The sequence below is a fragment of the Flavobacterium limi genome (assembly GCF_010645075.1).
Classification (GTDB): domain Bacteria; phylum Bacteroidota; class Bacteroidia; order Flavobacteriales; family Flavobacteriaceae; genus Flavobacterium; species Flavobacterium limi.
The window spans coordinates 39,734-64,386 of record NZ_JAADZV010000005.1 but is presented as its reverse complement, the minus strand read 5'-3'; the positions used below and the strand labels follow the sequence as shown (position 1 = coordinate 64,386).

At 33.9% G+C, this 24,653-nt stretch carries 27 protein-coding genes; 10 read left to right on the top strand and 17 right to left on the bottom strand.

Going from position 1 to position 24,653, the window contains the following annotated elements; genetic code table 11:
* Window positions 1-33 precede the first annotated feature (33 nt).
* Window positions 34-567 carry a DUF6155 family protein gene (locus GXM16_RS11690; protein WP_163394625.1) on the bottom strand — a complete coding sequence of 178 codons (534 nt, stop codon included), beginning with the start codon at window positions 565-567 and terminating at the stop codon, window positions 34-36.
* 105 nt (window positions 568-672) lie between these two features.
* Here GXM16_RS11690 and GXM16_RS11685 point away from each other — a divergent pair, with 105 nt between their 5' ends.
* Window positions 673-960, top strand: a complete 288-nt coding sequence (locus GXM16_RS11685; protein ID WP_163394624.1) for a DUF3817 domain-containing protein — start codon at window positions 673-675, stop codon at window positions 958-960.
* Window positions 953-2,209, top strand: coding sequence for a mechanosensitive ion channel family protein (locus GXM16_RS11680; protein WP_163394623.1), 1,257 nt, complete (start codon window positions 953-955; stop codon window positions 2,207-2,209). Before GXM16_RS11685 ends, GXM16_RS11680 begins: the two co-directional genes overlap by 8 nt.
* 65 nt (window positions 2,210-2,274) lie before the next feature.
* On the opposite strand, the gene GXM16_RS11675 is transcribed toward GXM16_RS11680, so the two are convergent.
* Window positions 2,275-2,712 (bottom strand): hypothetical protein, encoded by a 438-nt coding sequence (locus GXM16_RS11675; RefSeq protein WP_167519867.1) that lies wholly within the window; start codon window positions 2,710-2,712, stop codon window positions 2,275-2,277.
* 91 nt (window positions 2,713-2,803) lie between these two features.
* Window positions 2,804-3,187: an acyl-CoA thioesterase gene (locus tag GXM16_RS11670; protein WP_163394622.1), complete on the bottom strand. Its 384-nt coding sequence runs from the start codon at window positions 3,185-3,187 to the stop codon at window positions 2,804-2,806.
* A gap of 252 nt (window positions 3,188-3,439) precedes the next feature.
* On the opposite strand from GXM16_RS11670, the gene GXM16_RS11665 reads away from it, so the two are divergent.
* On the top strand, window positions 3,440-3,841 hold the full coding sequence (locus GXM16_RS11665) for a glyoxalase (protein WP_163394621.1): 402 nt from the start codon (window positions 3,440-3,442) through the stop codon (window positions 3,839-3,841).
* Window positions 3,842-3,916: 75 nt separating this feature from the next.
* On the opposite strand, the gene GXM16_RS11660 is transcribed toward GXM16_RS11665, so the two are convergent.
* The 3 genes from GXM16_RS11660 to GXM16_RS11650 form a co-directional block, all read right to left on the bottom strand.
* Complete coding sequence (locus GXM16_RS11660; protein ID WP_163394620.1) at window positions 3,917-5,659, bottom strand: DUF885 domain-containing protein; 1,743 nt, start codon at window positions 5,657-5,659, stop codon at window positions 3,917-3,919.
* A 48-nt stretch (window positions 5,660-5,707) separates the two neighbouring features.
* Window positions 5,708-7,684, bottom strand: a complete 1,977-nt coding sequence (locus GXM16_RS11655; protein ID WP_163394619.1) for an alpha-ketoacid dehydrogenase subunit alpha/beta — start codon at window positions 7,682-7,684, stop codon at window positions 5,708-5,710.
* A 147-nt stretch (window positions 7,685-7,831) separates the two neighbouring features.
* The gene (locus GXM16_RS11650) at window positions 7,832-8,581 is read right to left on the bottom strand and encodes a 4-hydroxy-tetrahydrodipicolinate reductase (protein ID WP_163394618.1); all 750 of its coding nucleotides are present in this window, start codon (window positions 8,579-8,581) and stop codon (window positions 7,832-7,834) included.
* 245 nt (window positions 8,582-8,826) lie between these two features.
* Between GXM16_RS11650 and GXM16_RS11645 the strand changes: the two genes are divergently transcribed.
* From GXM16_RS11645 to GXM16_RS11615, 7 genes are all read left to right on the top strand, one after another.
* Window positions 8,827-9,777: an isopenicillin N synthase family dioxygenase gene (locus GXM16_RS11645; RefSeq protein WP_163394617.1), complete on the top strand. Its 951-nt coding sequence runs from the start codon at window positions 8,827-8,829 to the stop codon at window positions 9,775-9,777.
* Window positions 9,778-9,885: 108 nt separating this feature from the next.
* Window positions 9,886-10,218, top strand: coding sequence for a translation initiation factor (locus GXM16_RS11640; protein ID WP_163394616.1), 333 nt, complete (start codon window positions 9,886-9,888; stop codon window positions 10,216-10,218).
* Between the two features lie 64 nt (window positions 10,219-10,282).
* Window positions 10,283-11,152 (top strand): nucleoside phosphorylase, encoded by an 870-nt coding sequence (locus tag GXM16_RS11635; RefSeq protein ID WP_163394615.1) that lies wholly within the window; start codon window positions 10,283-10,285, stop codon window positions 11,150-11,152.
* A gap of 45 nt (window positions 11,153-11,197) precedes the next feature.
* Window positions 11,198-11,578 carry a VOC family protein gene (locus tag GXM16_RS11630; protein WP_163394614.1) on the top strand — a complete coding sequence of 127 codons (381 nt, stop codon included), beginning with the start codon at window positions 11,198-11,200 and terminating at the stop codon, window positions 11,576-11,578.
* Window positions 11,579-11,586: 8 nt separating this feature from the next.
* Entirely contained in the window at window positions 11,587-12,063 is a 477-nt protein-coding gene (locus GXM16_RS11625) for a DUF4265 domain-containing protein (RefSeq protein WP_163394613.1), read from the top strand.
* Between the two features lie 110 nt (window positions 12,064-12,173).
* Window positions 12,174-13,025 carry a substrate-binding domain-containing protein gene (locus GXM16_RS11620; RefSeq protein ID WP_163394612.1) on the top strand — a complete coding sequence of 284 codons (852 nt, stop codon included), beginning with the start codon at window positions 12,174-12,176 and terminating at the stop codon, window positions 13,023-13,025.
* Window positions 13,026-13,046: 21 nt separating this feature from the next.
* Window positions 13,047-13,979, top strand: coding sequence for a transglutaminase-like domain-containing protein (locus GXM16_RS11615; protein WP_163394611.1), 933 nt, complete (start codon window positions 13,047-13,049; stop codon window positions 13,977-13,979).
* Between the two features lie 82 nt (window positions 13,980-14,061).
* Here GXM16_RS11615 and hisIE read toward each other — a convergent pair whose 3' ends face one another.
* The 11 genes from hisIE to GXM16_RS11560 all read right to left on the bottom strand — a co-directional run bounded on the left by hisIE (window position 14,062) and on the right by GXM16_RS11560 (window position 24,541).
* Window positions 14,062-14,709 (bottom strand): bifunctional phosphoribosyl-AMP cyclohydrolase/phosphoribosyl-ATP diphosphatase HisIE, encoded by a 648-nt coding sequence (hisIE, locus tag GXM16_RS11610; protein WP_262892357.1) that lies wholly within the window; start codon window positions 14,707-14,709, stop codon window positions 14,062-14,064.
* Window positions 14,706-15,461, bottom strand: coding sequence for an imidazole glycerol phosphate synthase subunit HisF (gene hisF, locus GXM16_RS11605; RefSeq protein WP_163394609.1), 756 nt, complete (start codon window positions 15,459-15,461; stop codon window positions 14,706-14,708). Before hisF ends, hisIE begins: the two co-directional genes overlap by 4 nt.
* Before the next feature lie 86 nt (window positions 15,462-15,547).
* On the bottom strand, window positions 15,548-16,276 hold the full coding sequence (hisA, locus tag GXM16_RS11600) for a 1-(5-phosphoribosyl)-5-[(5-phosphoribosylamino)methylideneamino]imidazole-4-carboxamide isomerase (RefSeq protein ID WP_163394608.1): 729 nt from the start codon (window positions 16,274-16,276) through the stop codon (window positions 15,548-15,550).
* A 124-nt stretch (window positions 16,277-16,400) separates the two neighbouring features.
* A complete protein-coding gene (hisH, locus tag GXM16_RS11595) occupies window positions 16,401-16,982 on the bottom strand; it encodes an imidazole glycerol phosphate synthase subunit HisH (RefSeq protein ID WP_163394607.1) in 582 nt (193 codons plus the stop codon).
* An 89-nt stretch (window positions 16,983-17,071) separates the two neighbouring features.
* Window positions 17,072-17,422 carry a nuclear transport factor 2 family protein gene (locus GXM16_RS11590; protein WP_163394606.1) on the bottom strand — a complete coding sequence of 117 codons (351 nt, stop codon included), beginning with the start codon at window positions 17,420-17,422 and terminating at the stop codon, window positions 17,072-17,074.
* Window positions 17,423-17,503: 81 nt separating this feature from the next.
* Complete coding sequence (hisB, locus tag GXM16_RS11585; protein WP_163394605.1) at window positions 17,504-18,640, bottom strand: bifunctional histidinol-phosphatase/imidazoleglycerol-phosphate dehydratase HisB; 1,137 nt, start codon at window positions 18,638-18,640, stop codon at window positions 17,504-17,506.
* A 133-nt stretch (window positions 18,641-18,773) separates the two neighbouring features.
* Window positions 18,774-19,823, bottom strand: coding sequence for a histidinol-phosphate transaminase (gene hisC, locus GXM16_RS11580; RefSeq protein WP_163394604.1), 1,050 nt, complete (start codon window positions 19,821-19,823; stop codon window positions 18,774-18,776).
* 77 nt (window positions 19,824-19,900) lie between these two features.
* Complete coding sequence (gene hisD, locus GXM16_RS11575) at window positions 19,901-21,184, bottom strand: histidinol dehydrogenase (RefSeq protein WP_163394603.1); 1,284 nt, start codon at window positions 21,182-21,184, stop codon at window positions 19,901-19,903.
* Between the two features lie 134 nt (window positions 21,185-21,318).
* The gene (gene hisG, locus GXM16_RS11570; RefSeq protein WP_163394602.1) at window positions 21,319-22,176 is read right to left on the bottom strand and encodes an ATP phosphoribosyltransferase; all 858 of its coding nucleotides are present in this window, start codon (window positions 22,174-22,176) and stop codon (window positions 21,319-21,321) included.
* Window positions 22,177-22,471: 295 nt separating this feature from the next.
* Window positions 22,472-23,875, bottom strand: a complete 1,404-nt coding sequence (locus GXM16_RS11565; RefSeq protein WP_163394601.1) for a sensor histidine kinase — start codon at window positions 23,873-23,875, stop codon at window positions 22,472-22,474.
* 3 nt (window positions 23,876-23,878) lie between these two features.
* A complete protein-coding gene (locus GXM16_RS11560; RefSeq protein WP_163394600.1) occupies window positions 23,879-24,541 on the bottom strand; it encodes a response regulator transcription factor in 663 nt (220 codons plus the stop codon).
* Window positions 24,542-24,653: the final 112 nt, after the last annotated feature.

The window sequence follows — 24,653 nt, the reverse complement described above, 5'->3', positions numbered from 1 at the left end:
TTTTTAAATAAGATTTTTTTATAAGAAACGCATTTATACGTCTATTTTGTCTAAAATAGCTTCAAATTCATATTTGTTTTTCCATTTTTGCTGAATAGTTTCTTGTTGAATTGCAATAATTCTTGCTTTAAATTCGCTTAAAACGCCATTAGAAATCACAAAATTTACAGCCTGCTCAAAAGAATTGAGAATGCTTTTATAAAACAATTCCTGTTTTATGAAGTTTCCGGATGAATATGTTTGGGCTATTTCAATATTATAGAGCATAATATCTGCAATTACAAATGGGTCAACTCCCAAAAGAATAAAATGCTTAATGATTTTTTGAGCTACAGAACGGCGCATTTTTGCTTTTGGACGCCATTTAGCCCCCGGCTTTTTTACAGGAAAATATTCATGAGAAATTTTAGTTTTGCTTTCCTGCAAAAGCTTGTCTTCTTTTGGATTAAAAACAAAGTCATAAAAGACCTTTACAGCACTAAATTTCTCATACAGCTCAATAATCTGTTCTTCGAGCTGTTCTTTATCCAGTTCTGCTAAATATTTTTTTAAATCACGCTTGCTCATACTCAAAGTTTAGGATTACAAAAGTAAATTACTTTTATTATACATACTCTAATAATGGGGGATAATACTTAATTTTGCGGTTTATAAATTAAAAAAAAGAAACACATGCTCAAGATTTTTAAAGTTACAGCTATTTTAGAAGGAATCTCATATTTAGTATTGTTCGCAAATATGCTTTTTATCAAAACTAATAATCCTGAACTTTACCACACTCTATTACAGCCGTTTGGAATGGGACACGGACTACTCTTTATAGCTTACATTGTACTGGCTGCTTTATTAAAAAAATCTCAAAACTGGGATTTAAAAACCTTCGGAATCATTCTTCTTGCCTCACTTATACCATTTGGAACATTTTATGTTGAAAGAAAGTATCTGAAAAATAATGCATAAGCTTTTGGATAAAATATTCAACTTTTTATATCCACTTTTTAGAGATTGGGGAATGAGCCGCAACTTTGCGTCCTACATCAGTCTGATCTTTAATATTGCCATCATGCTGGCCTTGGCTTATGCTATTTATTATGTAGCCAAGTTTGTTTTGGTAACGTTGACAGCCATTTTTGCACAGCGTACCAAAACCAAGTTTGACGATTATTTAATTCACAATAAAACAACAAAATACACCGCCTATTTAATCCCGTTTTTCTTTATTTACAAAGCTGTTCCCGTTATTTTGGACAGATATGAATATTGGGAACTGATGTTCGGAAAAATAGTCGGCGTTTATATTGTTCTGATTAGTTTATGGATTATCAGAACCATTTTTAATGCCTTGCGTGATTATTTAAAAAGCAAACCTGAATACAGCGACAAACCTATAGACAGCTTTGTTCAGGTTATTATGATTGTGCTTTGGATTTTTGGTATCGCACTTATAGTATCAACATTGTTTGGTATGAAAAGAGGTGAATTGCTGACTATTCTAGGAACACTTTCGGCTATCATTATCCTTATATTCAGAGATACAATCTTAGGATTTGTTTCGAGTGTTCAGGTAGCCATTAATGATATGGTTCGTATTGGTGACTGGATTACCATGGATAAATTTGGAGCCGATGGTGATGTAATCGAAATCAATCTGACAACTGTAAAAGTCCGGAACTTTGACAATACCATCACTACTATTCCAACGTACTCTTTGAGTTCGGATTCATTTCAGAACTGGAGAGGAATGCAAAAATCTGAAGGAAGACGCATCAAAAGACATATTTTAATCAAAAGCAGCAGTATTCGTTTTCTGAACAATGAAGATCTGGAACAAATGAAAAAGATCCAATTAATCAGTTCATATATTGAATCCAGACAAGCTGAAATTGACAAATACAATGATTTGCGCGGTATCGATAAAACTTTTTCTTTAAATGGCAGGAATATGACTAACCTTGGATTATTTAGAAAATACATTATTCAATATCTGGTCAACCATCCGGGGTTAAACAAAGACATGCATATGGTTTGCCGTCAGCTGCAATCTACAGAGTATGGCGTTCCTTTGGAAATTTATGCTTTTTCAAGTGATAAACGCTGGGCGAATTATGAGTATATAATGGCGGATATTTTTGACCACATTATGGCCTCGGTAATTTATTTTGATTTACAAATATTCGAATTACCTTCAAATAAAAGCCCTTTGGATTAAACTTTTCAAACCATATAAGTGATATAAGTTCATTTAAGTTTTACTTATGTTACTTATATGGCTATTTATTTTTCAATGGATTTTACTTCTTCAAAAATAAACTTCGGGTCTTTGTAATTAAGAGTTCCGGGTAGAAAACACGGAAGACTCATATACGTTCCTGTTACTCCGTTTCCTAAAAGCAATTTGTTATCTTTTTTCAATAAAGCAATCGGGATTCTTTTCCAGCCCCCGCCGTTTGAAATATAATGAAAGTCGCCTCTTAAAGTGTCTCCTCTCAAATCTCCCCTAACATCACCTGAATCTTTACCGATTTTATAATATGCTATTTCATACCGCCCATAAAAACGTTTATCACTTATATTAAGTGCTATAATCGCTGTGTCTTTATTGTTTACAGCCCTGTAGACAACATGATTGTATTTATCCTTTTCTTCTTTGGAATTGCAGGATATTAAAAAAGCAAGCGACAAAGAAACAATCGCATTTTTTTTTTTCAGCATGTTTTAAAAGTTTTTTTACCTTATAATTGATATATCTTCATGTAAATTTCCGTTACATTTACTTATATCACTTATATGGTGAAAGTTTATTTTACAAACGGTCTTTCACAAATTCAATCTTAGTTTTACCGTGTGGTTTTGGTTTTCCGTCTTCACCTAAATTAACCATTGTTGTATGATCAATAGTAATAATAATTTCGCGGGTCATCATGTTTCTTACAGCGCATTTAAGTACCAGAGAAGTTGTTCCGAATTTCACTACATCAATCCCAATTTCTACGATATCACCTTGTCTGGCAGAACTTTTAAAATTGATTTCAGACATATGTTTGGTTACTACTTTCGGATTTTCTAATTGTACAATCGAATACAAAGCCAGCTCTTCATCAATCCAGGCTAAAAGCTGTCCGCCAAATAAAGTTCCGTTCGGATTTAAATCCTGGGGCTTAACCCATTTTCTGGTATGGAATCTCATATTTTTTATTTTATAAGGGTAAAAATAGTTTTTTACTCTCATAATCGAATTATGTTTTTTTATTAATCCTTACGATTTCAATAATTCGAAAATTTGCTGCTGAATTATTTCAAAAATCATTTTTATAACTCCAAAAATTAAACTCAACGAAATGTTTTAATTTATGAACTTATTTTTTGCAGAATTTGTCAGTAACTAAATCCGGGGAAAATATTTTTATAGAAGATATTTTTATAACTTTAAATAAAAACCATGAGCGACAGAGACACTTTTTTAAAAGAATTCAGAGGCGAAACTTTAGGAACCGTAAGCGCTCAGTCATCAGCAGACGAGTTGTTTCAAAATCAAACCATTAGACCCATTTTAAAACTTCAGAATGATTTATTCATCGCTGTTTTTATCAATTATGTGAATAAAAACAAAGCTGATTTTTATTCTTATACAGTCGAAAAGAAACTGCAGACTATTGAAAACTCCATTCAAAAAGATATTAAATTCAGAAATTCATTAAAAGGAATTGTGATGGCACTTTTTACCGTTGAAGAATATGAAACTTATATTAAAAATTCTTCCGACTTAAATAAACGCATGATGAATTTATTGATTGACCGATTGAAAAGTCAGGTGCAGTTGTTTGAATTGGAATCGAAATAGAATATAATTGACCTTATTTATGGCAATAAAAAAAGCACATTAAAAAAAATTAATGTGCTTTTTTTTTATTATTTTTTAATCTTTAGTAAGCATTAACTCCCTAATATATTTAACTGGGGCACTTCCAAAGCTTAAGAATTTCTCATGGAATTTTTTTAGGTCAAAATTCTGTCCTTCTTTCTTTTTAAACTCTTCCCTCAAATTATAAATTTCTGTATATCCTGTAAAATAAGAACATAATTGAACTTGTGACAACGTTACGCGCTTCCATTTTCCTTCTGCTTCTGCCTGCTGCTGAAAAGCTTCTTTGATAAGCAAATCCAAAGCAGCCTCTTTAGACATATTTTTTGTGTGAACACTAATATCTAAAATCGTATTGCAGGTTGCTCTTAAATTCCATTTATAATACATCAGCCACATTTCATCAGAGTTTTTATAACCGCTTTCCAGCATCATCTTTTCTGCATAAACGGCCCAGCCTTCAACCATGGCGCCATTTCCAAAAATAGATTTGATTATACTTGGGGACTGGTTACTGTAAACCAATTGCGTATAATGTCCGGGAATGGCTTCATGAATATTTAAAATCTGCAAAATGTAATCATTGTATTCTCGTAAGTAACTTTCTGAATTTTCAGCCGTCCAGCCAGACATGCTTCCTACATTATAATATGTATTTGCATTTTTATCGTAAGGTCCGGGAGCAGATATAGAAGCGCCGGCAACTCCCGCCATATAAGCAGGTTCTTTACGAACAACCAAAGGTTTTGACGGATCTATGTATAATAAATCTTTCTTCTTTACGTAAGCTGTCAGTTCAGGAATTTGTTTTTCGATTTCAGACTGAAATTTCTCCGGAGTAGTGTGTTTTAACGAAATCTGATCAATTACCTGTTTGATTACATCCAGTTTATCTGTCGGTTTAGGAGTATTTCCTTTGTATTTTGCCCAAAGTTTATTGGCGAGAGCAAACATTTTATCATGAAGGTCTTTTTTATGATCAAGAGCAATTTTATAAATTTCATCAGTTGAATAACCGGACTGAATATCAAAATTGAATTTTTTAGCATATAAATCAGCTCCTAATCTAAAAGAACGGGGTGTTTTGTTTGACAGATTTTTCAGCCAGTTCGCATAATCGTTAATTGCTTTTACAGAAACTTTTGCTTTGTCCTGAATTTGTTTTTTCTCCGCAGAAGTCAATTTACTTTTTTCCAAAGCAGTATTTAAATCAGCATCAAAAACAGACGAACCACCTAAGTTTTGACCAATCGCTAATTCAGTATGTTCTACAGTAGGATTTTTGATATTCTTTTTAGCCGTCTCATAATATGCCGGAATATTATTCATTTTAGCATTAAAAGCATGCAAACGAATTTCTAAACTGTCGTAATTACCATTTAAAATTTCAGCGAAAGCCCCACAAACATTATACCCGGATGGATCCCATTGTGATGATTTCAATTCTTTAACATTGAAAATAGTTGATTGCAACTGATTTTTTATCATGTGATAATCCGTTTTATTATTATCCGATAAATCTTCAATATCATATTGTTTTAAAGAATCTAACTGTGCATTAGCAAAATCGAGTTGTTTTTTATCTGCAGCAGCATCCGGAATCACCAAAATGCTATCTAATTTGTGATAACCGACTGATGAAGCCCAACCCGGATTAATTTCCCATAAAGCGATAACAAAACCATCCTTGTATTTATTGAATTTTTCATCCAAAGCATTATTATCATTGGATTTATTACTCTTATTGCAGGAAAAAAGAATAGAAAACGTAATGACTAAAACGAATCTTTTTTTCATATTCAAAATTTTAAATGAAAGTTTAAATAATTTAAAATGCCTTTTTTGTTAATAGGCCAGTAGATCCATAAGCTCATTTTCAAATCGGTTCTTTGGTAAAAACTGATCTTCCAAAGCTTTTGTAAACGGAATCGGAGAATCTAAACTCGCAACTCTTTTTACAGGACCGTCCAGATATTCAAAACATTGCTCCATAATTAAAGCCGAAATATCGCTTGCAATTCCACCGAACAAAGTATCTTCCTGATAAATAATTACTTTTCCTGTTTTTTTAACCGATGCAAAAATAGTTTCGGTATCCAAAGGCTGCAAAGTTCTTAAATCAATCAAATCTGCTTCTATTTCAGGATTCTTTTCCAAAGTTTCTAAAGCCCAGTGAACCGTAGCTCCAAAAGCAATAATCGTTATCTTTTTTCCTTCTTTTATGAGAGCTGCTTTTCCTAACGGGATGGTATAATAATCATTTGGAACATCCTGGTAAACGCTTCTGTACAACAGTTTATGTTCAAAAAATAAAACCGGATTCGGATCATTTATTGAGGTATTTAATAATCCTTTCGCATCATAAGGAAAGGCCGGGTAAACCACTTTTAATCCCGGGGTTTTGGTAAACCAGGCTTCATTTGTCTGCGAATGAAAAGGTCCTGCCTGAGTTCCGCCACCGCAAGGCATACGTATTACGACATCGGCTTTTTCACCCCAGCGGTAATGTGATTTGGCTAATAAATTCACAATCGGATTAAAACCGGTTGAAACAAAATCGGCAAACTGCATTTCAACAATCGCTTTATAGCCGTTAATTGACAATCCCATTCCGGTTGAAACCACTGCACTTTCACAGATTGGAGTATTTCGAACGCGGGCTTTTCCGAAAAACTCAACAAAACCATCTGTTATTTTAAAAGCTCCGCCATATTCTGCAATATCCTGCCCCATAATAACAAGGTTATCATGCTTCTTCATAGATTGTTCTAAACTTTTCCTAATAGCATCAATAAAACGAATATTTTGAGATTCTGATGAATGACTGAATTCATGATATTGATAAGGCTTATAAACGTCGTCTAATTCTCCTTCATAAGTTGGTACAATTTCAGGTTCTGCATTAGCTATGGCAAAATTATCCTCAATTTCCTGCTTAATTTCATTGTGAAGCTGATCATCAAATTCTGCGGTTAAAACTCCGGTTTCTATCAGGAATTTTCGATAATTTGTAACCGGATCTTTTTCACTCCATTCATCCCTCAATTCCTGGGGAACATATTTTATACCGCTCGCCTCTTCATGACCACGCATTCTAAAAGTTTTAAACTCTAATAAAACGGGATGCGGATTTTCCTGCATCTGCGCTTTCAGTTTTGAGAGTTTGTTGTAAACTTCGAGAATATTATTTCCGTCAATAATATGGCTTTCCATACCATAACCAACACCTTTGTCTGCTAAATTTTCACAGCAATATTGTTCGTTTGTTGGTGTTGAAAGTCCATAACCATTATTTTCGATGATAAACATCACTGGCAATTTCCAAACTGCTGCTATATTTAAAGCCTCATGAAAATCACCTTCGCTGGTTGCGCCTTCTCCGGTAAAAACGGCTGTGATTTTTTTATTATTCTGAAGTTTATTCGCTAAGGCTATGCCATCAGCAATTCCGAGTTGAGGCCCCAGATGCGAAATCATTCCGATAATTTTATATTCCTGAGTTCCAAAATGAAAACTGCGGTCTCTTCCTTTTGTAAACCCATTTGCTTTTCCCTGCCATTGCGAAAACAATCGGTGCAGCGGAATATTTCTTGAAGTAAAAACACCCAGATTTCGGTGCATTGGCAATACATATTCCGATTCATCTAAAACAGCTGTAACACCAACCGCGATTGCTTCCTGACCAATTCCGGAGAACCATTTGGATACTTTTCCCTGTCGAATCAGGATGAGCATCTTTTCTTCGATTAAACGGGGTTTCAGAATTTTTTTATATAAATCTAATAGTTGAGCATCGGTTAGGTCTTGTCTGTAAAAGATCATTGGGTTCTGTTTTTAGTCTTCCAAATATATTAAATTTTAACAATTCAAAACCAAAAGTTAAATAAATACATTTTTAAACAAATTAGGTAGGTTTTACTAAAACGAGAAATACAAATGAGGATAAGTAATTTTCAGCATAAAATTTATTTAAGCAACAAAATAAGGAGACAATATATCTTCAAAATTATATAATCCTTCTTCTTTATCTTTTAAATTTTCGGCTACAAATACAACTCCGCTGCCAAAAGCTTCACGGGAAATACTTTCGTGAATCAACCTTACTGTTTGAAAAGGAAATCCAAAAACAACTTCATGTTTGCCTACAATTCCGCCGGCCCGAACTGAATTTATATCATTTTCTTCTAAATCCAGCGTTTCTGCAATCTTGAGGGCTGTCCCTGAAACCCCGTCTTTTCCTTTAAAATGTTCTTCAATTATTTCGATATCAACCCAGGGAGCTATCTTCTTCAAAAATTTAGAGGCAAATAATAAATAATTGACACCAAGTGTAATATTTGGGCTCCAAAATACAGTTGTAAGTTTAGAAAGAGATTTTAAAAATGTTTTTTCTTTGTTTGAATAATGAGAAATTGCAGAGATGATTTTTATCTTTCGAATACTGGCTTCTTCTCCATAACTATAAATTCCCGAAGCTGAAGAAAAATCAATTATTGCATCAACAGGCTGTTTATCCAACAGTTCTGCTATCGGAGTGTTTTCACTTGAATATATTTTTCCTGTTTCATCAGAATCAATTCCAAGATATTCTGCAGTGGTACGATTCTCCAAAGTAGAGCTTCTTTTCATTACCCATTTAAGCGTAAAATTTTTGTTTTGCAATAATACCGAAGCGACTGCTTTTCCTGTTTTTCCAAATCCGATTAGTCCTACTTTCATAATGCTCTTTTTTATAAAAATAGAATTTTCTATTTAAAAACTGGTGATTTTCAGAATTATTAACATGTTTTTAAAGTAAAATAACCTTGAAATTAAAGTTTAATCAAATTACGGCATACTGTTTTAATGTTAAATTATCGCATGAAAAACGCATTTTTATAATAAATTTTAAAATTCCAAACTAAAATATTCTCTACCTTTGTTATAGAAGGTTGAAACCTTTTTCTTAAATAAAAATGTAAAGTATGCAAAACATTCCTAGTGTAGACTTACGTGATTTCCTTTCGGACGACCCGGAACGTAAACAAAAATTTGTAAATGAAATCGGCAGTGCATTTGAAAACATTGGCTTCGTTGCCTTAAAAGGTCATTTCTTAGATGACAAACTGGTAAACGAACTTTATGGCGAAATTCGAAAATTTTTCGCCTTGCCATTAGAAACCAAGCATAATTATGAAATTCCCGGAATTGGCGGACAAAGAGGTTATGTTTCTTTTGGAAAAGAACATGCCAAAGGACGCAAAGAGGGAGATTTGAAAGAATTCTGGCATTTTGGCCAGTACGTTGACAAGGATTCGAAATGGGCTTCTGAATATCCTGACAACGTTGAGGTTAAAGAATTACCGCGTTTTAATGAAGTTGGAAAAGAAGCCTATCAAATGCTTGAAAAAACAGGCGTTTATGTTTTAAGAGCTTTGGCTTTACATCTTGGTCTGGATGAGTTTTATTTTGATGAATATGCAAAAGAAGGAAACTCTATTTTAAGACCAATTCATTACCCACCAATTACTACTGAGCCTGAAAACGCAATTCGTGCAGCTGCTCACGGCGATATTAATTTAATCACTTTATTGATGGGCGCTCAGGGAAAAGGACTTCAGGTTCAAAATCATGACGGCGAATGGATTGACGCTATTGCTGAAGATGATGAATTAGTAATTAATGTAGGAGATATGTTGTCAAGACATACTAACAATAAACTAAAATCAACTATTCATCAGGTTGTAAATCCGCCAAGGGAATTATGGGGAACTTCCCGTTATTCTATTCCGTTTTTTATGCATCCTGTAAGCGATATGCGTCTGGATTGCTTAGAAAACTGTATTGATGCCGAAAATCCTAAGAAATTTGAAGATATTACGGCTGGAGATTATCTATACGAACGCTTAGTAGATTTAGGTTTAATAAAAAAATAAACTTATTGAATTCCAATATTAAAATTCCAAATCCCAATTTAATCCGGGGTTTGGAATTTAATTTTTATAAATTACATTTATTGGAATTTATTTTTTAAAACAAAATTTATGGACTTTAAAGACCAACTTAAAAATTTATTTCCCGATCATATTGAGTCTCATGAACCTGAAGAAGTTCAGGAACAAGAACATGTATTATATGTTCAAAAAGAGCCAATGATCTGCAAATTCGAAAAACGAAAGGGAAAAGCAACAACGATTATCGAAGGTTACGAAGGAAGTGACGAAGACTTTAAAATTCTGGCGAAGGAAATTAAAACCAAACTAAGCGTTGGCGGAACTTTTAAAGATGATTCAATTATCATTCAGGGTGATTACCGTGATAAAATTATGGCAATTTTAAAAGAAAAAGGCTTTAAAACAAAACGTGTTGGTGGTTAAAAGGTTTTAAATTCCAATCATTTATTATAATCTCATCAACTTCGAACTTTAGCAATTCAAAAAAATGATCCAGGCATCAGAATTAATACTTAACCCCGACGGAAGTGTTTATCACTTGAACCTTCGTCCTGAACATATTGCACACGATATAATTTTTGTGGGAGATCAAAACCGTGTGGAAAAAATCACTCAGTTTTTTGACTCAATTGAATATTCAACACAAAAAAGAGAATTTAAAACCCAAACCGGAATTTATAAAGGCAAAAGAATTACAGTAATGTCAACCGGAATTGGACCTGACAATATTGATATTGTTCTAAACGAATTGGACGCTTTAGTTAATATTGATTTGAAAACCCGTCGGCCAAAAAAAGAACTGACTTCATTAAACATCATCCGAATTGGAACTTCTGGTTCTTTGCAGGCAGACATTCCTGTAGACAGTTTTGTAATGTCTAAATTCGGGTTAGGATTAGACAATATGCTTCGCTCCTATCTCATTGATAAGGTTTCTCATGTTGCCATAGAAGATGCTTTTATCATGCACACCAACTGGGATATCCGAAAAGGAAAGCCTTACGCGATTACCTGTTCTGAAAAACTGGAAAAAATTATTGAAAGCGACCGGATTTTTAAAGGAATTACTGCTACAGCCGGTGGCTTTTATGGCCCTCAGGGACGTATTTTGCGTTTGAATATTCAGGATGAAGAATTAAACAACAAAATGGATAATTTTGATTTCAATGGTGAACGAATTACCAATTTAGAAATGGAAACCGCTGCCATTTATGGGCTTTCGGCGCTTTTAGGTCATAATGCGTTATCTTTAAACGCCATTATTGCCAATCGCGCTTCGGGAACTTTTAGTGAAGATCCGTATAAAGCGGTTGATGAACTTATTGCTTATACGTTGAATAAATTAGCTGGTTCTTAAATTAGAGAATTAGTCAATTTGAAAATTAGATAATTATTCTAAATCATGATTTTAAGAGTTGCCAGACATACTAACAATCTCAAGGAAATTGAAAATTTTTATATCAAGATCTTAGGTTTTGAACTTTTGGGAGGATTTCAGAATCACAATAATTACGATGGTGTTTTTATTGGAAAACCTGATTTGGGCTGGCATTTTGAATTTACAGAATCTGAAACGAAAGCGAATCATATTTTTGATGAAGATGATATCATAGTACTCTATCCGGATACGATTTCAGAACACGACACACTAATTAATACTATTTTAAAAAACAATATTCCAATAATAGAAGCTGTAAATCCGTATTGGAATGAAAACGGCAAAATGTTTTTAGATCCGGATGGTTATCGCATTATAATATCTCCTTTAAAAGCAGCAAATTGAATTAAATAATGGAACAGGAAACACATAAAAAAATATTATTCAGATACTATAGCGATTTATTGGAAGATACAGTCGTTGAAACGATGTGGGCGGAAATTATTGATTTGGAAAAAGGAATCTTCAAATTAGATAATATTCCTTTTTTCGGACCTTTAATTGCCACAGATGATATTTTCTACGCTGAATATGACGAAGACGAAGAAACGCTCGTTTACAGAAAAACAATAGAAAGTTTTGGAAATTCAATTCTTCAGGTAGTCATTTTAGAAAAAGGTTTTGATAAGGAAATAATCAGAGAAGAATTAAAATCTATTAATTGTGAGTCTGAAGGTCTCAACGAAACCTTATTTGCAGTAGAAGTTTTATACGATACCGATTATTCAATTGTAAAAAATCTTTTAAGCCAATACGAGTTGCAGGAAATTATAGAATTTGCCGAGCCGTGCCTTTCAGAAAAACACAGAACAGATTTATTAAAAAATTAGAGAATGTGGCAATTTGATAATGAGATATTTTTAAATCTGAGAATTAAACAATCTAAAACCTAAACAGCTTAAAAACATATCAAACAACTTAACTTAAACTTAAAACTATAATGAAAACAGTAAAAATTGTAGGTGTTCCCGAGCACTTCAATTTGCCATGGCAGATTTGCATTGAAAATGGCGAATTTGAAGCTGAAAATATTGATTTACAATGGAAAAATATTCCCGAAGGTACTGGTAAAATGTGCCAGATGCTGCGTGATGGTGGAGCTGATATTGCTGTAATTTTAACTGAAGGAATTATAAAAGATATTATTGCCGGAAATCCAAGTAAAATTGTTCAGATTTATGTTCAGTCTCCTTTGATTTGGGGTATTCATGTTGCTGCAAAATCTGATTTTCATACCATAAAAGATCTGGAGAATAAAAAAGTAGCCATATCACGATTAGGTTCCGGATCGCAGTTAATGGCTTATGTAAACGCACATGAACAGGGTTGGGAAACAGATAATTTACAGTTTGAAATCATCAATACAATAGATGGTGCTGTTGAAGCCCTGACAAACGGCAATGCTGATTACTTTATGTGGGAACGTTTTATGACCAAACCTCTTGTAGATCAGGGAATTTTCAGACGTGTGGGAGATTGTCCAAGTCCATGGCCTTCATTTGTAATTACAGTTCGGGATGAATTTTTGAAAAAAAATCCAAAAATAGTGCAGAAGATCCTTGAAATCATAAATACTACAACCCACAATTTTACACAAATTCCGGATATTGATCAGACCTTAGCTGATATTTTCAATCAAAAACTCGAGGATATTCAGGAATGGCTCAAACTGACACAATGGTCGCAAAAAAATCTAACCGAAAAAGCGTTTATTAAGATTCAAAATCAGTTATTTGATCTGGGTATTATTGATAAAAAAAGTACTTTTGTTGAAACCGTAAAAGCAATGTAATAAACACTGCTTTTTAATGCTATGATAAAATTTCCAAAAATTGACTTTCCACAATTAAAATCCAAATTACAGGTGAAATCTCCCTGGGATAGGATTATTATTATGCTATTAAGTCTTTTGATTACCATTCCGGTCTTTATCATATTGCACCAAAACCTGATTGACTTAAAATGGTCTTTTAATTTAGACCGTATTTTTATTTTTGTTTTTGTTTTTGCAGTTATTTACTTTCTCCTGATGCTGTTAAGAACTATTATATTAATTTGTATTGCTTTATATTTACTAGTTTTATTTTACGGAACAGTCATCGGAAATTATGGTTTTACCGAGATATCTGAAGACTACAATTCGATGATTTATACCATGTCTGACAATCCTTTCCCTCAGGATATCATTGTGGCAAAATTGCTTCCGTTTCCTAATAAAACCAAAATTATAAATGCCATAGAATATCAGAATCCTAAGGTTCGGAATTTTGCGATTATGGCAACTACAAAACATTTCAAAGGCATAAAAGGTTATTCAGATTACAGAACCATCATTCAGTGTTTTGCGGTTTTCAAAGAAATTAATCACCGATGGAATTATGTTAATGACCCAAAAGAAGGCGATTACATTGCTACAGCTACTGAATCCTTAGAATATTTTTCAGGAGATTGTGATGATCATTCGATTTTGATGGCAGCAGCAGTTCGCTCTATTGGCGGAACACCTAGATTAATTCATACCAAAGGACACATTTATCCCGAAATACTGATAGGATCCTTAATTGATCTGGAAAAAGTCAATTATCTGATTAAAAATGTACTTTTTGTAAAAGAAAGTAAAGGAAAAATAATTCATTACCATATTGATGAACGCGGTCAGGTCTGGATGAATCTTGATTATACCGCCAAATATCCGGGAGGTCCTTTTATGTATGAAGAAATTTTGGGGGCTTTGACGCTTAATTAGAAGGTTCTTATCTGAAGAAAATAAAAAAGCCTGTTAGAAGAAATTTAAATTCCAGACAGGCTTTTGATACATATTGCAGAAACTACTTCTGACGTTTCTTCAAAACTTCAATAACATCATTTAACTGATATCCTTTTGCCTGCAATAAAATCAGGTAATGAAAAAGCAAATCGGCGCTTTCGCTTAAGAATAAATCATCGTTATCATCTTTGGCTTCAATAACTACTTCTACAGCTTCTTCTCCTACTTTTTGAGCAATTTTATTAATTCCTTTTTCGAATAAAGAAGCGACATAACTTTTCTCAGAATCAGCATTCTCCCTGCGGGTTTTGATTGTATTTTCTAACTGGGAAATAAAGCCATAATTAGCATCATTTGGCTCTTGCCAGCAGGTATCTGCACCCGTGTGACAAGTTGGCCCAACAGGTTTTGCCTGAATCAAAAGCGTATCACCATCGCAGTCATTTTTAATACTTACCAGATTCAAAAAATTACCGCTTTCCTCCCCTTTTGTCCAAAGCCTTTGTTTGGATCGGCTGAAAAAAGTCACTTTTTGCGTTTCTATTGTTTTTTGAATTGATTCTTCATTCATATAGCCCATCATTAGGACATTTTTGGTCTCTGAATCCTGAATAATTGCCGGAATCAGTCCGTGAGAGCTTTTGATATCTATGTTCATATTTTTTTTAGTCTTAAGTTGGAAAGTCGAAAGTCTTAAAGATAAAACTATATTCGAACTTCTATTTTATTATTTTTAAGTTCTTGTTTTAAGGCTTTGATTTCAATCTCTTTAAAATGAAAAACACTCGCAGCCAAAGCCGCATCTGCTTTTCCTTCTTTAAACGAATCAACAAAATGCTGAATATTCCCCGCTCCTCCCGAAGCAATGATCGGAATATTAATTAATCCTGACAATTTAGCCAAAGCTTCGTTTGCAAAACCTTTTTTAGTTCCGTCATTGTCCATAGAAGTAAATAATATTTCTCCTGCACCGCGTTCAGCAACTTCTACAGCCCAATCGAATAAATTTAATTCTGTTGGTACTTTCCCTCCTACCAAATGTACGATCCATTGTCCGTCAATTTGTTTAGCATCAATTGCAACTACAACGCATTGGCTTCCAAATTTTTGAGCCAGATCGTTGATCAATTGTGGATTTTTCACTGCCGATGAATTGATTGAAACTTTATCAGCACCATTATTCAATAGGATTTCAACATCTTCAACAGACGAAATTCCGCCACCAACAGTAAACGGAATATTGATTTTCTCCGCCACACTTCGTACCATATTAACTAACGTTTTTCTACGTTCTTCCGTTGCTGAAATATCCAGAAAAACCAATTCATCCGCACCTTCAGCCGAATAAATTTCAGCCAGTTCAACCGGATCGCCCGCATCACGCAAATCTACAAAATTTACGCCTTTTACGGTTCTTCCGTTTTTTATATCTAAGCAGGGTATGATTCTTTTTGCTAACATTTTCTTTTTTGTTAATTGATAAATGTAGATGTGAAATGTTATTTTGTAAAATATCAAATTTCACACTACATTTTACATTTCACCTTTTACACTTTACCAATAATATAATTCTCTAGTTGTTTCAACGTAATTCTTCCTTCATAAATCGCTTTTCCGATTATCGTTCCTTCACAGCCTAATTCGGCTAATTTTGGGAGTTCATCGAAAGTTGAAATTCCACCCGAAGCGATTAATTTTATTCCTTTCGCTTCAGCTAAAATTTTGCCGTACAAATCAAAACTTGGTCCTTCCAGCATGCCGTCTTTTGCGATATCAGTACAAATTACATACTGAATTCCTTTGTTTTGGTAACCCTGAATAAACGGAACCAAATCCTCATCTGAATCTTCCAGCCATCCTGAAACAGCTACTTTTTCATCTTTCGCATCAGCACCTAAAATAATTTTATCAGAACCATATTCTGCAATCCACTTTTCGAAGATTGTTCTGTTTTTTACAGCAATACTTCCACCTGTAATTTGATTGGCACCACTTTCAAAAGCAATTTTCAAATCGGAATCAGCTTTTAATCCGCCTCCAAAATCAATTTTTAAACTAGTTTGTGTTGCAATTTGCTCCAATATTTTATAATTGACAATTTTACTCGATTTTGCACCGTCAAGATCTACCAAATGCAGATATTCAATTCCGTGCGCTTCAAATGATTTCGCTACTTCAAGTGGATTTTCATTATAAATTATTTTGGTATCGTAATCACCTTTGGACAAACGAACGCATTTTCCGTCAATGATATCTATGGCTGGTATTATTCTCATTTATTTAAGTCTTAAAGTTGAAAGTCTAAAGTCGTAAAGTCTTAATTTTTGATTGTCGATTAACGATTTTTGATTTCAGATTTTCTAAATTGATATTGTAATTGATTTTTGAACTTGATATTGATTAAATTTTTAAGAAGTTCCTCAATATTTTCTCCCCCACATCCCCACTCTTTTCAGGGTGAAATTGTGTTCCGTAAAAATTATCCTTTTGCAAAGCTGATGCATATTCTACATCATAATTTGTTGTAGCTATGGCTTCAGCGCATTTTGGAGCGTAAAAACTATGTACCAGATACATAAATTCATTTTCAGAAACACCTTTAAACAAATCGGTCTTTAAATTGTAAATCTGATTCCACCCCATTTGTGGCACTTTAACTTTAGAAGTAAATTTAACCACATCAACATCAAAAATCCCTAAACCTTTTGTGTTTCCTTCTTCCGTTGAATTGCACATTAATTGCATTCCGAGACAGATCCCGAAAACAGGCTGTTTTAATGTTGGAATCAAACTATCCAAACCGCTTTCTTTCAGTTTTTTCATAGCATAACTCGCCTCGCCCACACCCGGAAAAATCACTTTATCTGCCGACTGAATTTCTTCGGGATTATTGCTCAAAACTGCTTTAAAACCAAGTCTTTCAATAGCAAACATAATGCTCTGAATATTTCCTGCTCCGTAATTTATGATAACTATTTTCATTTAATTTTTTGTTTGTTTTGTTTCAGGTTCATGTTTCAGCTGCTTTACAGAACGTGAAACTTTAAACTTAAAAACAATTTTTAACTCTGTTACAAATCAGTATAATGAGCGATCATTTTATTCACCAATCCGTTTTCATTAAAAAACATAACTTCAACTGCCATTTTATTCATAACCGATTTATAATAAAGTGCAACCGAATCAATACCGGATGTAACTTCTATCAATTCAAAATGCAAATCAGGAATTTTGGTTAACGCTTTTTCCCAGTATGCCCTCACTTCTTCTTTTCCCTGGATTGAGCCACTTTCTATTCCTGCAGCCAATTTTAACATTGGCGTTGTAATTTGAATATCATCAGCATAATGCTTCATGATATCTTCTAAATCATGCGAATTCCAGGATTCAATCCATACTTTGGCAAACTTTTTCGGTTCCATTTCTTTTTTGTTTCAGGTTTCAGGTTTAAAGTTACACGTTATTCAACAGAACCTGAAACTTTAAACCTGAAACAATTTTTTTTACAGCATCCCTTTCGTTGAAGGCAAAATCATTTTCTCTGTATCTCTTTTTACCGCTACTTTTATGGCTTTTGCGAAAGCTTTAAAAATAGCTTCAATTTTATGGTGTTCGTTATCGCCTTCCGCTTTGATGTTGATATTAGCTTTTGCGCCGTCAGAGAACGATTTAAAGAAGTGGAAAAACATCTCAGTTGGCATTTTGCCTACCATTTCACGTTTAAACTCGGTTTCCCAAATCAGCCAGTTTCTTCCTCCAAAATCAATGGCAACCTGCGCTAAACAATCATCCATTGGCAAACAGAAACCGTAACGTTCAATTCCTAATTTATTTCCTAACGCTTTTGCAAAAACCTCTCCAAGCGCAATTGCTGTATCTTCGATTGTATGATGTTCATCAACCTCTAAATCTCCTTTAACAAGAATTTCCAAATCCATTTGGCCATGACGGGAGATTTGATCTAACATATGATCAAAGAAAGCAATTCCGGTATCGATTTTACTTTTTCCTGTTCCGTCAAGATTCAGATTAATGTAAATATCCGTTTCATGTGTTTTACGGGTAATCGAAGCAGAACGAGACTCTAATTTCAAAAACTCATAAATCGTTTTCCAGTCGGTTGTCTGCAAAATAATCGTTTCATCTAACTCTTCACGTTTCGATGCAATTTCAGTACTTCCCGCCCCCTCAGTCAGGTTCATGAAAATGGCTTTTGCTCCCAGGTTTTTAGCCAGTTCAACATCAGTTAAACGATCTCCCAAAACAAAAGAATTAGCCAGATCATAGTTTGGATTGTCTATATATTTCGTCAACATTCCGGTTCTGGGTTTGCGTGTTGGTGCATTATCCTGAGGAAATGAGCGGTCTACAAAAATATCATCAAACAAAACACCTTCGTTTTCAAAGGCTCTTAAAATAAAATTCTGTGTTGGCCAAAACGTATCTTCCGGAAAACTATCAGTTCCCAACCCGTCCTGATTGGTTACCATTGCCAGTTCGTAATCCAGTTCATTGGCGATTTTAGCCAGATATTGAAACGCTTTCGGATAAAACTCTAATTTATCCAAGCTATCCAATTGATATCCTTCAGGTTCTAAAACAATCGTTCCGTCACGATCGATAAAAAGTACTTTTTTCATATTATATTATTTTGGGCGTGTCCCTCCGGGTCGGGCTTTCGGCTATATCTTTTGTTCCGTTTTCTCTTCACAAAAGGATGCCGCCTCTATCCCTCACGCAAAACGGTTTCGAGATATTTATAATTTCAAAAATCTATTTCAACGACTTCAATTCCTTAATCAAAACAGCATTTTCTTCAGGAATACCAATGGTAAAACGAAGGCAGTTTTCGCACAAAGGCTGCGTAGTTCTGTTCCTGATCACAATTCCTTTTTCAATTAACTGATCGTATCGTTTATTCGCATCATCCACTTTTACCAACACAAAATTAGCTTCTGTTGGATATACTTTTTCAACAAAAGAGACATCTGCCAAAACTTTAAGCAATGCTGACCGTTGTTCAATGATAGAAGCTATTTCCTGTTTTATTTTTTCACCATCCTTCAAACGTTCAATTGCTCTTTGCTGCGTCAGTTCGTTTACATTATACGGAGGCTTGATTTTATTTAAAATTGAAATAACAGCTTCTGAACCATAACAAACGCCCAAACGAATTCCCGCCAGACCGTACGCTTTTGAAAGTGTCTGTGTGATGACCAGATTTGGATATTCATCAATTTCAATCAGCCAGCTTTCTTTATCCGAAAAATCTATGTAAGCTTCATCAATTACCACTAAACCTTTAAAGTTCTGAAGCAATTTCACTACACTTTCATCTGAAAATGAGTTTCCGGTTGGATTGTTTGGCGAACATAAAAAGATGATTTTTGTATTGTCATCTACTGCTTCTAAAATTTTCTCAACCTGAGGCTGAAAATCTGTCGAAAGCAAAACTTCCCTGTTTTCTACGGCATTGATATTCGCCAGAACGCTGTACATTCCGTATGTTGGCGGCAACGAAATAATATTATCAATTTTCGGTTCGCAAAAAGCCCTGAAAAGCAAGTCCAAAACCTCATCACTCCCGTTTCCTAGTAGAATCTGGCTTTGTTTTACATTCTTATTCTTAGCTAAAATTGCCTTAACCGAATTTTGTTGTGGATCCGGATAACGGTTTACTCCATTTTGAAACGGATTTTCATTCGCGTCCAGAAAAATCATTTCAGCTGTATCAAAATCTTCAAATTCATCGCGTGCGGACGAATAGGGTTTTAAAGATTTTACGTTTTCACGTGTGATTGTATTTATATCGAAGGTACTCATTGTTTTATTTTTTTTAGAAATGTAGAAGAAAGACTTTCATCTTGCTCATTTTCTTTTTTCTTGCTTCTTTTCTCTTTTTACTCTAAATTCTTTAATCTCAAGGTCACAGCATTCTTATGCGCCTGTAAACCTTCTGCTTCAGCCATGCGTTCAATAGCCGGTCCGATATTCCGGATTCCTTTTTCTGAAATTTTCTGAAATGTCATTGATTTCATGAAACTGTCCAGATTCACACCACTGTAATTTTTGGCATAACCGTTTGTAGGCAGCGTATGATTGGTTCCCGAAGCATAATCACCGGCACTTTCCGGAGTATAATTTCCAATGAAAACAGAACCTGCATTTACAACACCATTACAGTAAAAATCATCGTACTCAGAACAGATAATAAAGTGCTCCGGACCGTATTCATTGATAAGCTCCAAAGCAATTTTGTCATTTTCAACGAAAATCAATTTAGAATTGGCGATTGCTTTTTTAGCAATTTCTTTTCTTGGAAGTTCTTCCAGTTGAATCTCAATTTCTTTTTCAACTGCAGCAATAAGTTTTTTCGAAGTCGAAACTAAAATTACCTGACTGTCAGCTCCATGTTCTGCCTGTGATAATAAATCTGAAGCTACAAAGGCAGGAACAGCTGTATCATCAGCTACCACTAATAATTCTGATGGGCCTGCAGGCATATCGATTGCAACACCAAATTGAGTTGCCAATTGTTTGGCCACCGTTACGAACTGATTTCCGGGACCGAAAATTTTATACACTTTCGGAATTGACTTTGTTCCAAACGTCATTCCGGCAATAGCCTGGATTCCGCCAACTTTTAATATTTTAGTTACACCGCATAAATTCGCAGCATATAAAATCGCAGGATTAATTTTTCCGGTTTTATCAGGAGGCGAACATAAAACAACTTCTTTAGCACCTGCAATTTCAGCAGGAACAGCCAGCATTAAAACCGTTGAAAACAAAGGAGCAGTTCCACCCGGGATATATAAACCAATTTTTTGGATTGGTCTTTTTTCCTGCCAGCAGTTAACACCTTCAATCGTTTCAATCGAAATTCTTTCTGCTTTTTGTGCATAATGGAATTTATAAATATTGTTTTTTGCCAGTTGGATTGCTTCTTTCAATTCTGTTGAAACTAAAGTAATTGCTTCTTGAATTTCTGCCGGGGTTACTTCGTAATTGTCTAAAGCAATTCCGTCGAAGACAGAAGTGTATTTAGCAACCGCTTCATCTCCTTTTTTCTGTACTTCTTTAAATATTTCTTTAACCGTAACTTCAATATCATCGATTGTTTTCGTAGGTCTTTTTAATATTTGGGACCATGTATCCGGTTTTGGATTATTTATTTTATTCATAATATTTTCAATATTAAATTCCAAATTTTAAATTCAAAATCCCAATTCTGTATGATTGCAAAGTCCACAAAGTTTGGAATTTGGACTCGAGCGATAGCGAACAGCGAAACAATTTAAAAATTTGTAAATTCTTTTTAAAGTACCATTTTTTCGATTGGGCAAACTAAAATTCCTTCAGCTCCGGCTTCTTTCAACTGATCGATTACATCCCAAAAAGTATCTTTATCAATTACTGAGTGAACGCTGCTCCATCCTTCTTCTGCCAATGGAAGAACGGTAAGGCTTCTTAAAACGGGTAAAATTCTGCCAATTTCATCAATCTTATCGTTTGGAACGTTCATTAAAATGTATTTTGAATTACGGGCTCTTAATACGGACTGGATTCTGAACTTTAAGGTATCAATGTGTTTTTGAATTTCCGGAGAAACTTTTGGAGAAACCGCTAAAACGGCTTCACTTTTCAGAATTACCTCAACTTCTTTCAGATTGTTTTTAAACAAAGTACTTCCGCTTGAAACAATATCAACAATCGCATCGGCAAGACCAATATTAGGTGCAATTTCTACCGATCCTGAAATCTGATGAATATCAACCGTTAATCCAAATGAACCAAAATATTCATTCACCGTATTTGGATACGAAGTTGCAATTCTTAAACCCGCCAGATCCTGAACCGAATTGTATTCAAAAGTTTTAGGAACCGCAACAGAAACTTTACATTTTGAAAATCCCAACTTCTGAACCACTTCGATTCCTTTTCCCTTTTCAACCAAAAGATTGTCACCAACAATTGCCAAATCTACTACTCCGTCAATTAAATATTGTGGAATATCTGAATTTCTTAAATATAAAACTTCAAGAGGAAAATTCGAAGCTTCGGCTTTTAACTGATCGATGCCGTTGTTGATTGAAATACCACAGTCTTTTAGGATTTGGATGCTGTCTTCGTTTAAACGACCTGATTTCTGAATTGCAATTTTTAAAGTACTCATTTTTCTTTTTTTGTTTGATTAATAGTTTGAGTACAAAGAATAGGGAATAAAAAACCCGTTTGATGTACTCAAACGGGTTTTAAAATATGATGATTTACATCCATACATTAACACATCGCCTGAGAGCAATTATGAAAATGATGATGATGCAATTGGTTTATAAACATTGTTGGTTGTTATTTTATTCTTTGATTCGGTTGCAAATATACAGGTTAATTTCATAAAAAAGCAATTTTTATTTTAACTTAACAACAGTTTATTGTTAAAAAAAAGATTACACCTCTTATCTCACCATTTACAAAAGAAAACTGTTTGCTTCTTCGTTAAATTCTAAAACTACTGTTGTGCCTTCATTAATTCTGCTTTCTATCTGAAATTTAATATCGAGCAGTTCTGTAAAACGTTTTACGATAGACAATCCCAGCCCTGTTCCCTTAATTTCCGGATGTACTGATGAATTTGACCTGAAAAAGGGACTGAAAATGGCTTCTAAATCTCTTTGTTCAATCCCGATTCCGTTGTCTGAGATTTTACAAATTATTTTATTATCATTTTTATAAACAGAAACAGATACTTCCCCGCCTTCATTTGTATATTTGACAGCGTTTGAAATGATATTCCTTAAAATAGTTGCAACAAGATAATTATCTGAATTGATGTAATAATCTTTTTGAGCATCAAATTTTACATTGATTTTCTTGCTGTTTATTTTGCCAGAATTTAAAGTTATAACATCCAAAATTACAGCGTTGAGATAAATTGACTCATGCAAAATATTTTGTTTTTGATTCTCAAACCTTGCCAGCATAAGAAGCTGATCAACTAGTGTATTCAAATGATCGACTTCATTGATACAATAATTTATTTTTTCTTGATATTCTTTATTGTCCCTGGGCTTTCTAACCAATACTTCCAGCGTTCCTTTAATCACGGTCAAAGGTGTTCTGAGTTCATGGGAAGCATCTGATGTGAATTGTTTTTCGCGCTCCACCGCATCCTCAATACGGTTTAACAAATTATTTATGGTTTCTGAAAGTGTATATAATTCATCACGCTGTTTAGGCAAAGGAATCCTGGTTTTTAGATTGTCCTTTGTAATCATCCCGGAAATACTTGTAATTGCATTGATTGGTTTAATGCTTCGTCCAGCGAAAAAACGTGCAATTAAAAACAATATCACTAAAATTACAGGAAATGCAATTAACAGCGTCTCAAAAAGATTATGTAAAACTTTAGCTGAATCGGTCAGGGGCATTGCAATTATCAAATAACCGATTTTTTTTGATTTTATATGAAGTGGAACCTGAATTTGTCTGACTGTACTGTTTAATAACTTGGTGTCAAATGTCTTATAAAACCCAGCGTCCTCATGGAATATCAGTATTTCATTTTTTAAATTAGGTGATTTCTCGATTATTTTTTTGTTCACATTTAAAAACTGGACGAAAACCGGATTTACGTCTACCGAATTATGTTCTCGTTCTTCCCATTCTTCAGCATCCATTAAAATTACCACATTGTTCTCAATTCTGATTTCCTTTAAGTGATCCTCAATCTCGATCATTAAGTTTTCATCAAGATGTTTATAAACAGTAAATTTTACTGTTGAATAAATAGCGGAGAAAACCACCAGAATTAACAAAGCAGTTATAAGGATATAATTTAAGGCAATTCTGTTTTTAAAAGAGAGCTGTATCATTACTTAATCATTGGCGATGTAACCAACACCGCGTATTGTTTTTATATAATCTTCCTCAATTTTTAAATTCAGTTTTTTTCTGATAGCGTTAATAAAAACGTCAATTACACCTGTATCATATTCAAAATTGATATTCCAGACATCTTTTAAAATCTGGTCACGCGTACATACTTTTCCTTTATTTTTAATTAAATAAACCAACAATTCAAACTCTCTTTGTGTGAGTGGGATTTCTTCATTATTTTTTAAAACGATATATTTCGACAAATCAATTTTAATTCCCCCTAACGACAATGTTTCCGAACCTTTTTGATATCTGAAATGTACTTTGATGCGTTCAGCCAGTTCTTCAAAACTAAATGGCTTTTTGATATAATCATTGGCCCCTGCTTTTAAACCTTCAATCGTTTCTTTTACAGTGTCTTTTGCCGTCAAAAAAATAATGGGGGTTGTCTGATTTTTAATCCTTATGGCTTTGCACAGATCTATTCCACTAATTTTGGGCAGCATCCAGTCCAGTAAAATCAAATCAAATTGTTCGTTTTGAGTCAATTCAAAACCTTTTAAACCATCATTTGCAGTTGTTATCTGATAGCCTTCTTCCTGTAGTCCCTGTTGCAGGAACTGAACAATTCCTAACTCATCTTCAACTATTAAAATATGCATCGCTACTTTTAATTAAGATTAATTTTCGGATTTAAGTTTATTTTTTGTCAAAGATAAATGTTTTGTATTCGGGAAAACTTAAAATCATCACAATAGAAAAAAAAAGCCATTA

Coding starts and splice junctions, on each gene's coding strand:
- GXM16_RS11565 (WP_163394601.1), bottom strand. CDS start 23,875: ATGATACAGCTCTCTTTTAAAAACAGAATTGCCTTAAATTATATCCTT.
- GXM16_RS11675 (WP_167519867.1), bottom strand. CDS start 2,712: ATGCTGAAAAAAAAAAATGCGATTGTTTCTTTGTCGCTTGCTTTTTTA.
- GXM16_RS11635 (WP_163394615.1), top strand. CDS start 10,283: ATGATCCAGGCATCAGAATTAATACTTAACCCCGACGGAAGTGTTTAT.
- GXM16_RS11655 (WP_163394619.1), bottom strand. CDS start 7,684: ATGATCTTTTACAGACAAGACCTAACCGATGCTCAACTATTAGATTTA.
- hisC (WP_163394604.1), bottom strand. CDS start 19,823: ATGAGTACCTTCGATATAAATACAATCACACGTGAAAACGTAAAATCT.
- hisB (WP_163394605.1), bottom strand. CDS start 18,640: ATGAAAAAAGTACTTTTTATCGATCGTGACGGAACGATTGTTTTAGAA.
- hisA (WP_163394608.1), bottom strand. CDS start 16,276: ATGAGAATAATACCAGCCATAGATATCATTGACGGAAAATGCGTTCGT.
- GXM16_RS11640 (WP_163394616.1), top strand. CDS start 9,886: ATGGACTTTAAAGACCAACTTAAAAATTTATTTCCCGATCATATTGAG.
- GXM16_RS11630 (WP_163394614.1), top strand. CDS start 11,198: ATGATTTTAAGAGTTGCCAGACATACTAACAATCTCAAGGAAATTGAA.
- GXM16_RS11685 (WP_163394624.1), top strand. CDS start 673: ATGCTCAAGATTTTTAAAGTTACAGCTATTTTAGAAGGAATCTCATAT.
- GXM16_RS11590 (WP_163394606.1), bottom strand. CDS start 17,422: ATGGAACCGAAAAAGTTTGCCAAAGTATGGATTGAATCCTGGAATTCG.
- GXM16_RS11620 (WP_163394612.1), top strand. CDS start 12,174: ATGAAAACAGTAAAAATTGTAGGTGTTCCCGAGCACTTCAATTTGCCA.
- GXM16_RS11560 (WP_163394600.1), bottom strand. CDS start 24,541: ATGCATATTTTAATAGTTGAAGATGAGTTAGGAATTGTTCAGTTCCTG.
- hisH (WP_163394607.1), bottom strand. CDS start 16,982: ATGAAAATAGTTATCATAAATTACGGAGCAGGAAATATTCAGAGCATT.
- GXM16_RS11665 (WP_163394621.1), top strand. CDS start 3,440: ATGAGCGACAGAGACACTTTTTTAAAAGAATTCAGAGGCGAAACTTTA.
- GXM16_RS11690 (WP_163394625.1), bottom strand. CDS start 567: ATGAGCAAGCGTGATTTAAAAAAATATTTAGCAGAACTGGATAAAGAA.
- GXM16_RS11645 (WP_163394617.1), top strand. CDS start 8,827: ATGCAAAACATTCCTAGTGTAGACTTACGTGATTTCCTTTCGGACGAC.
- hisF (WP_163394609.1), bottom strand. CDS start 15,461: ATGTTAGCAAAAAGAATCATACCCTGCTTAGATATAAAAAACGGAAGA.
- GXM16_RS11650 (WP_163394618.1), bottom strand. CDS start 8,581: ATGAAAGTAGGACTAATCGGATTTGGAAAAACAGGAAAAGCAGTCGCT.
- hisG (WP_163394602.1), bottom strand. CDS start 22,176: ATGAGTACTTTAAAAATTGCAATTCAGAAATCAGGTCGTTTAAACGAA.
- hisD (WP_163394603.1), bottom strand. CDS start 21,184: ATGAATAAAATAAATAATCCAAAACCGGATACATGGTCCCAAATATTA.
- GXM16_RS11680 (WP_163394623.1), top strand. CDS start 953: ATGCATAAGCTTTTGGATAAAATATTCAACTTTTTATATCCACTTTTT.
- GXM16_RS11670 (WP_163394622.1), bottom strand. CDS start 3,187: ATGAGATTCCATACCAGAAAATGGGTTAAGCCCCAGGATTTAAATCCG.
- GXM16_RS11625 (WP_163394613.1), top strand. CDS start 11,587: ATGGAACAGGAAACACATAAAAAAATATTATTCAGATACTATAGCGAT.
- GXM16_RS11660 (WP_163394620.1), bottom strand. CDS start 5,659: ATGAAAAAAAGATTCGTTTTAGTCATTACGTTTTCTATTCTTTTTTCC.
- GXM16_RS11615 (WP_163394611.1), top strand. CDS start 13,047: ATGATAAAATTTCCAAAAATTGACTTTCCACAATTAAAATCCAAATTA.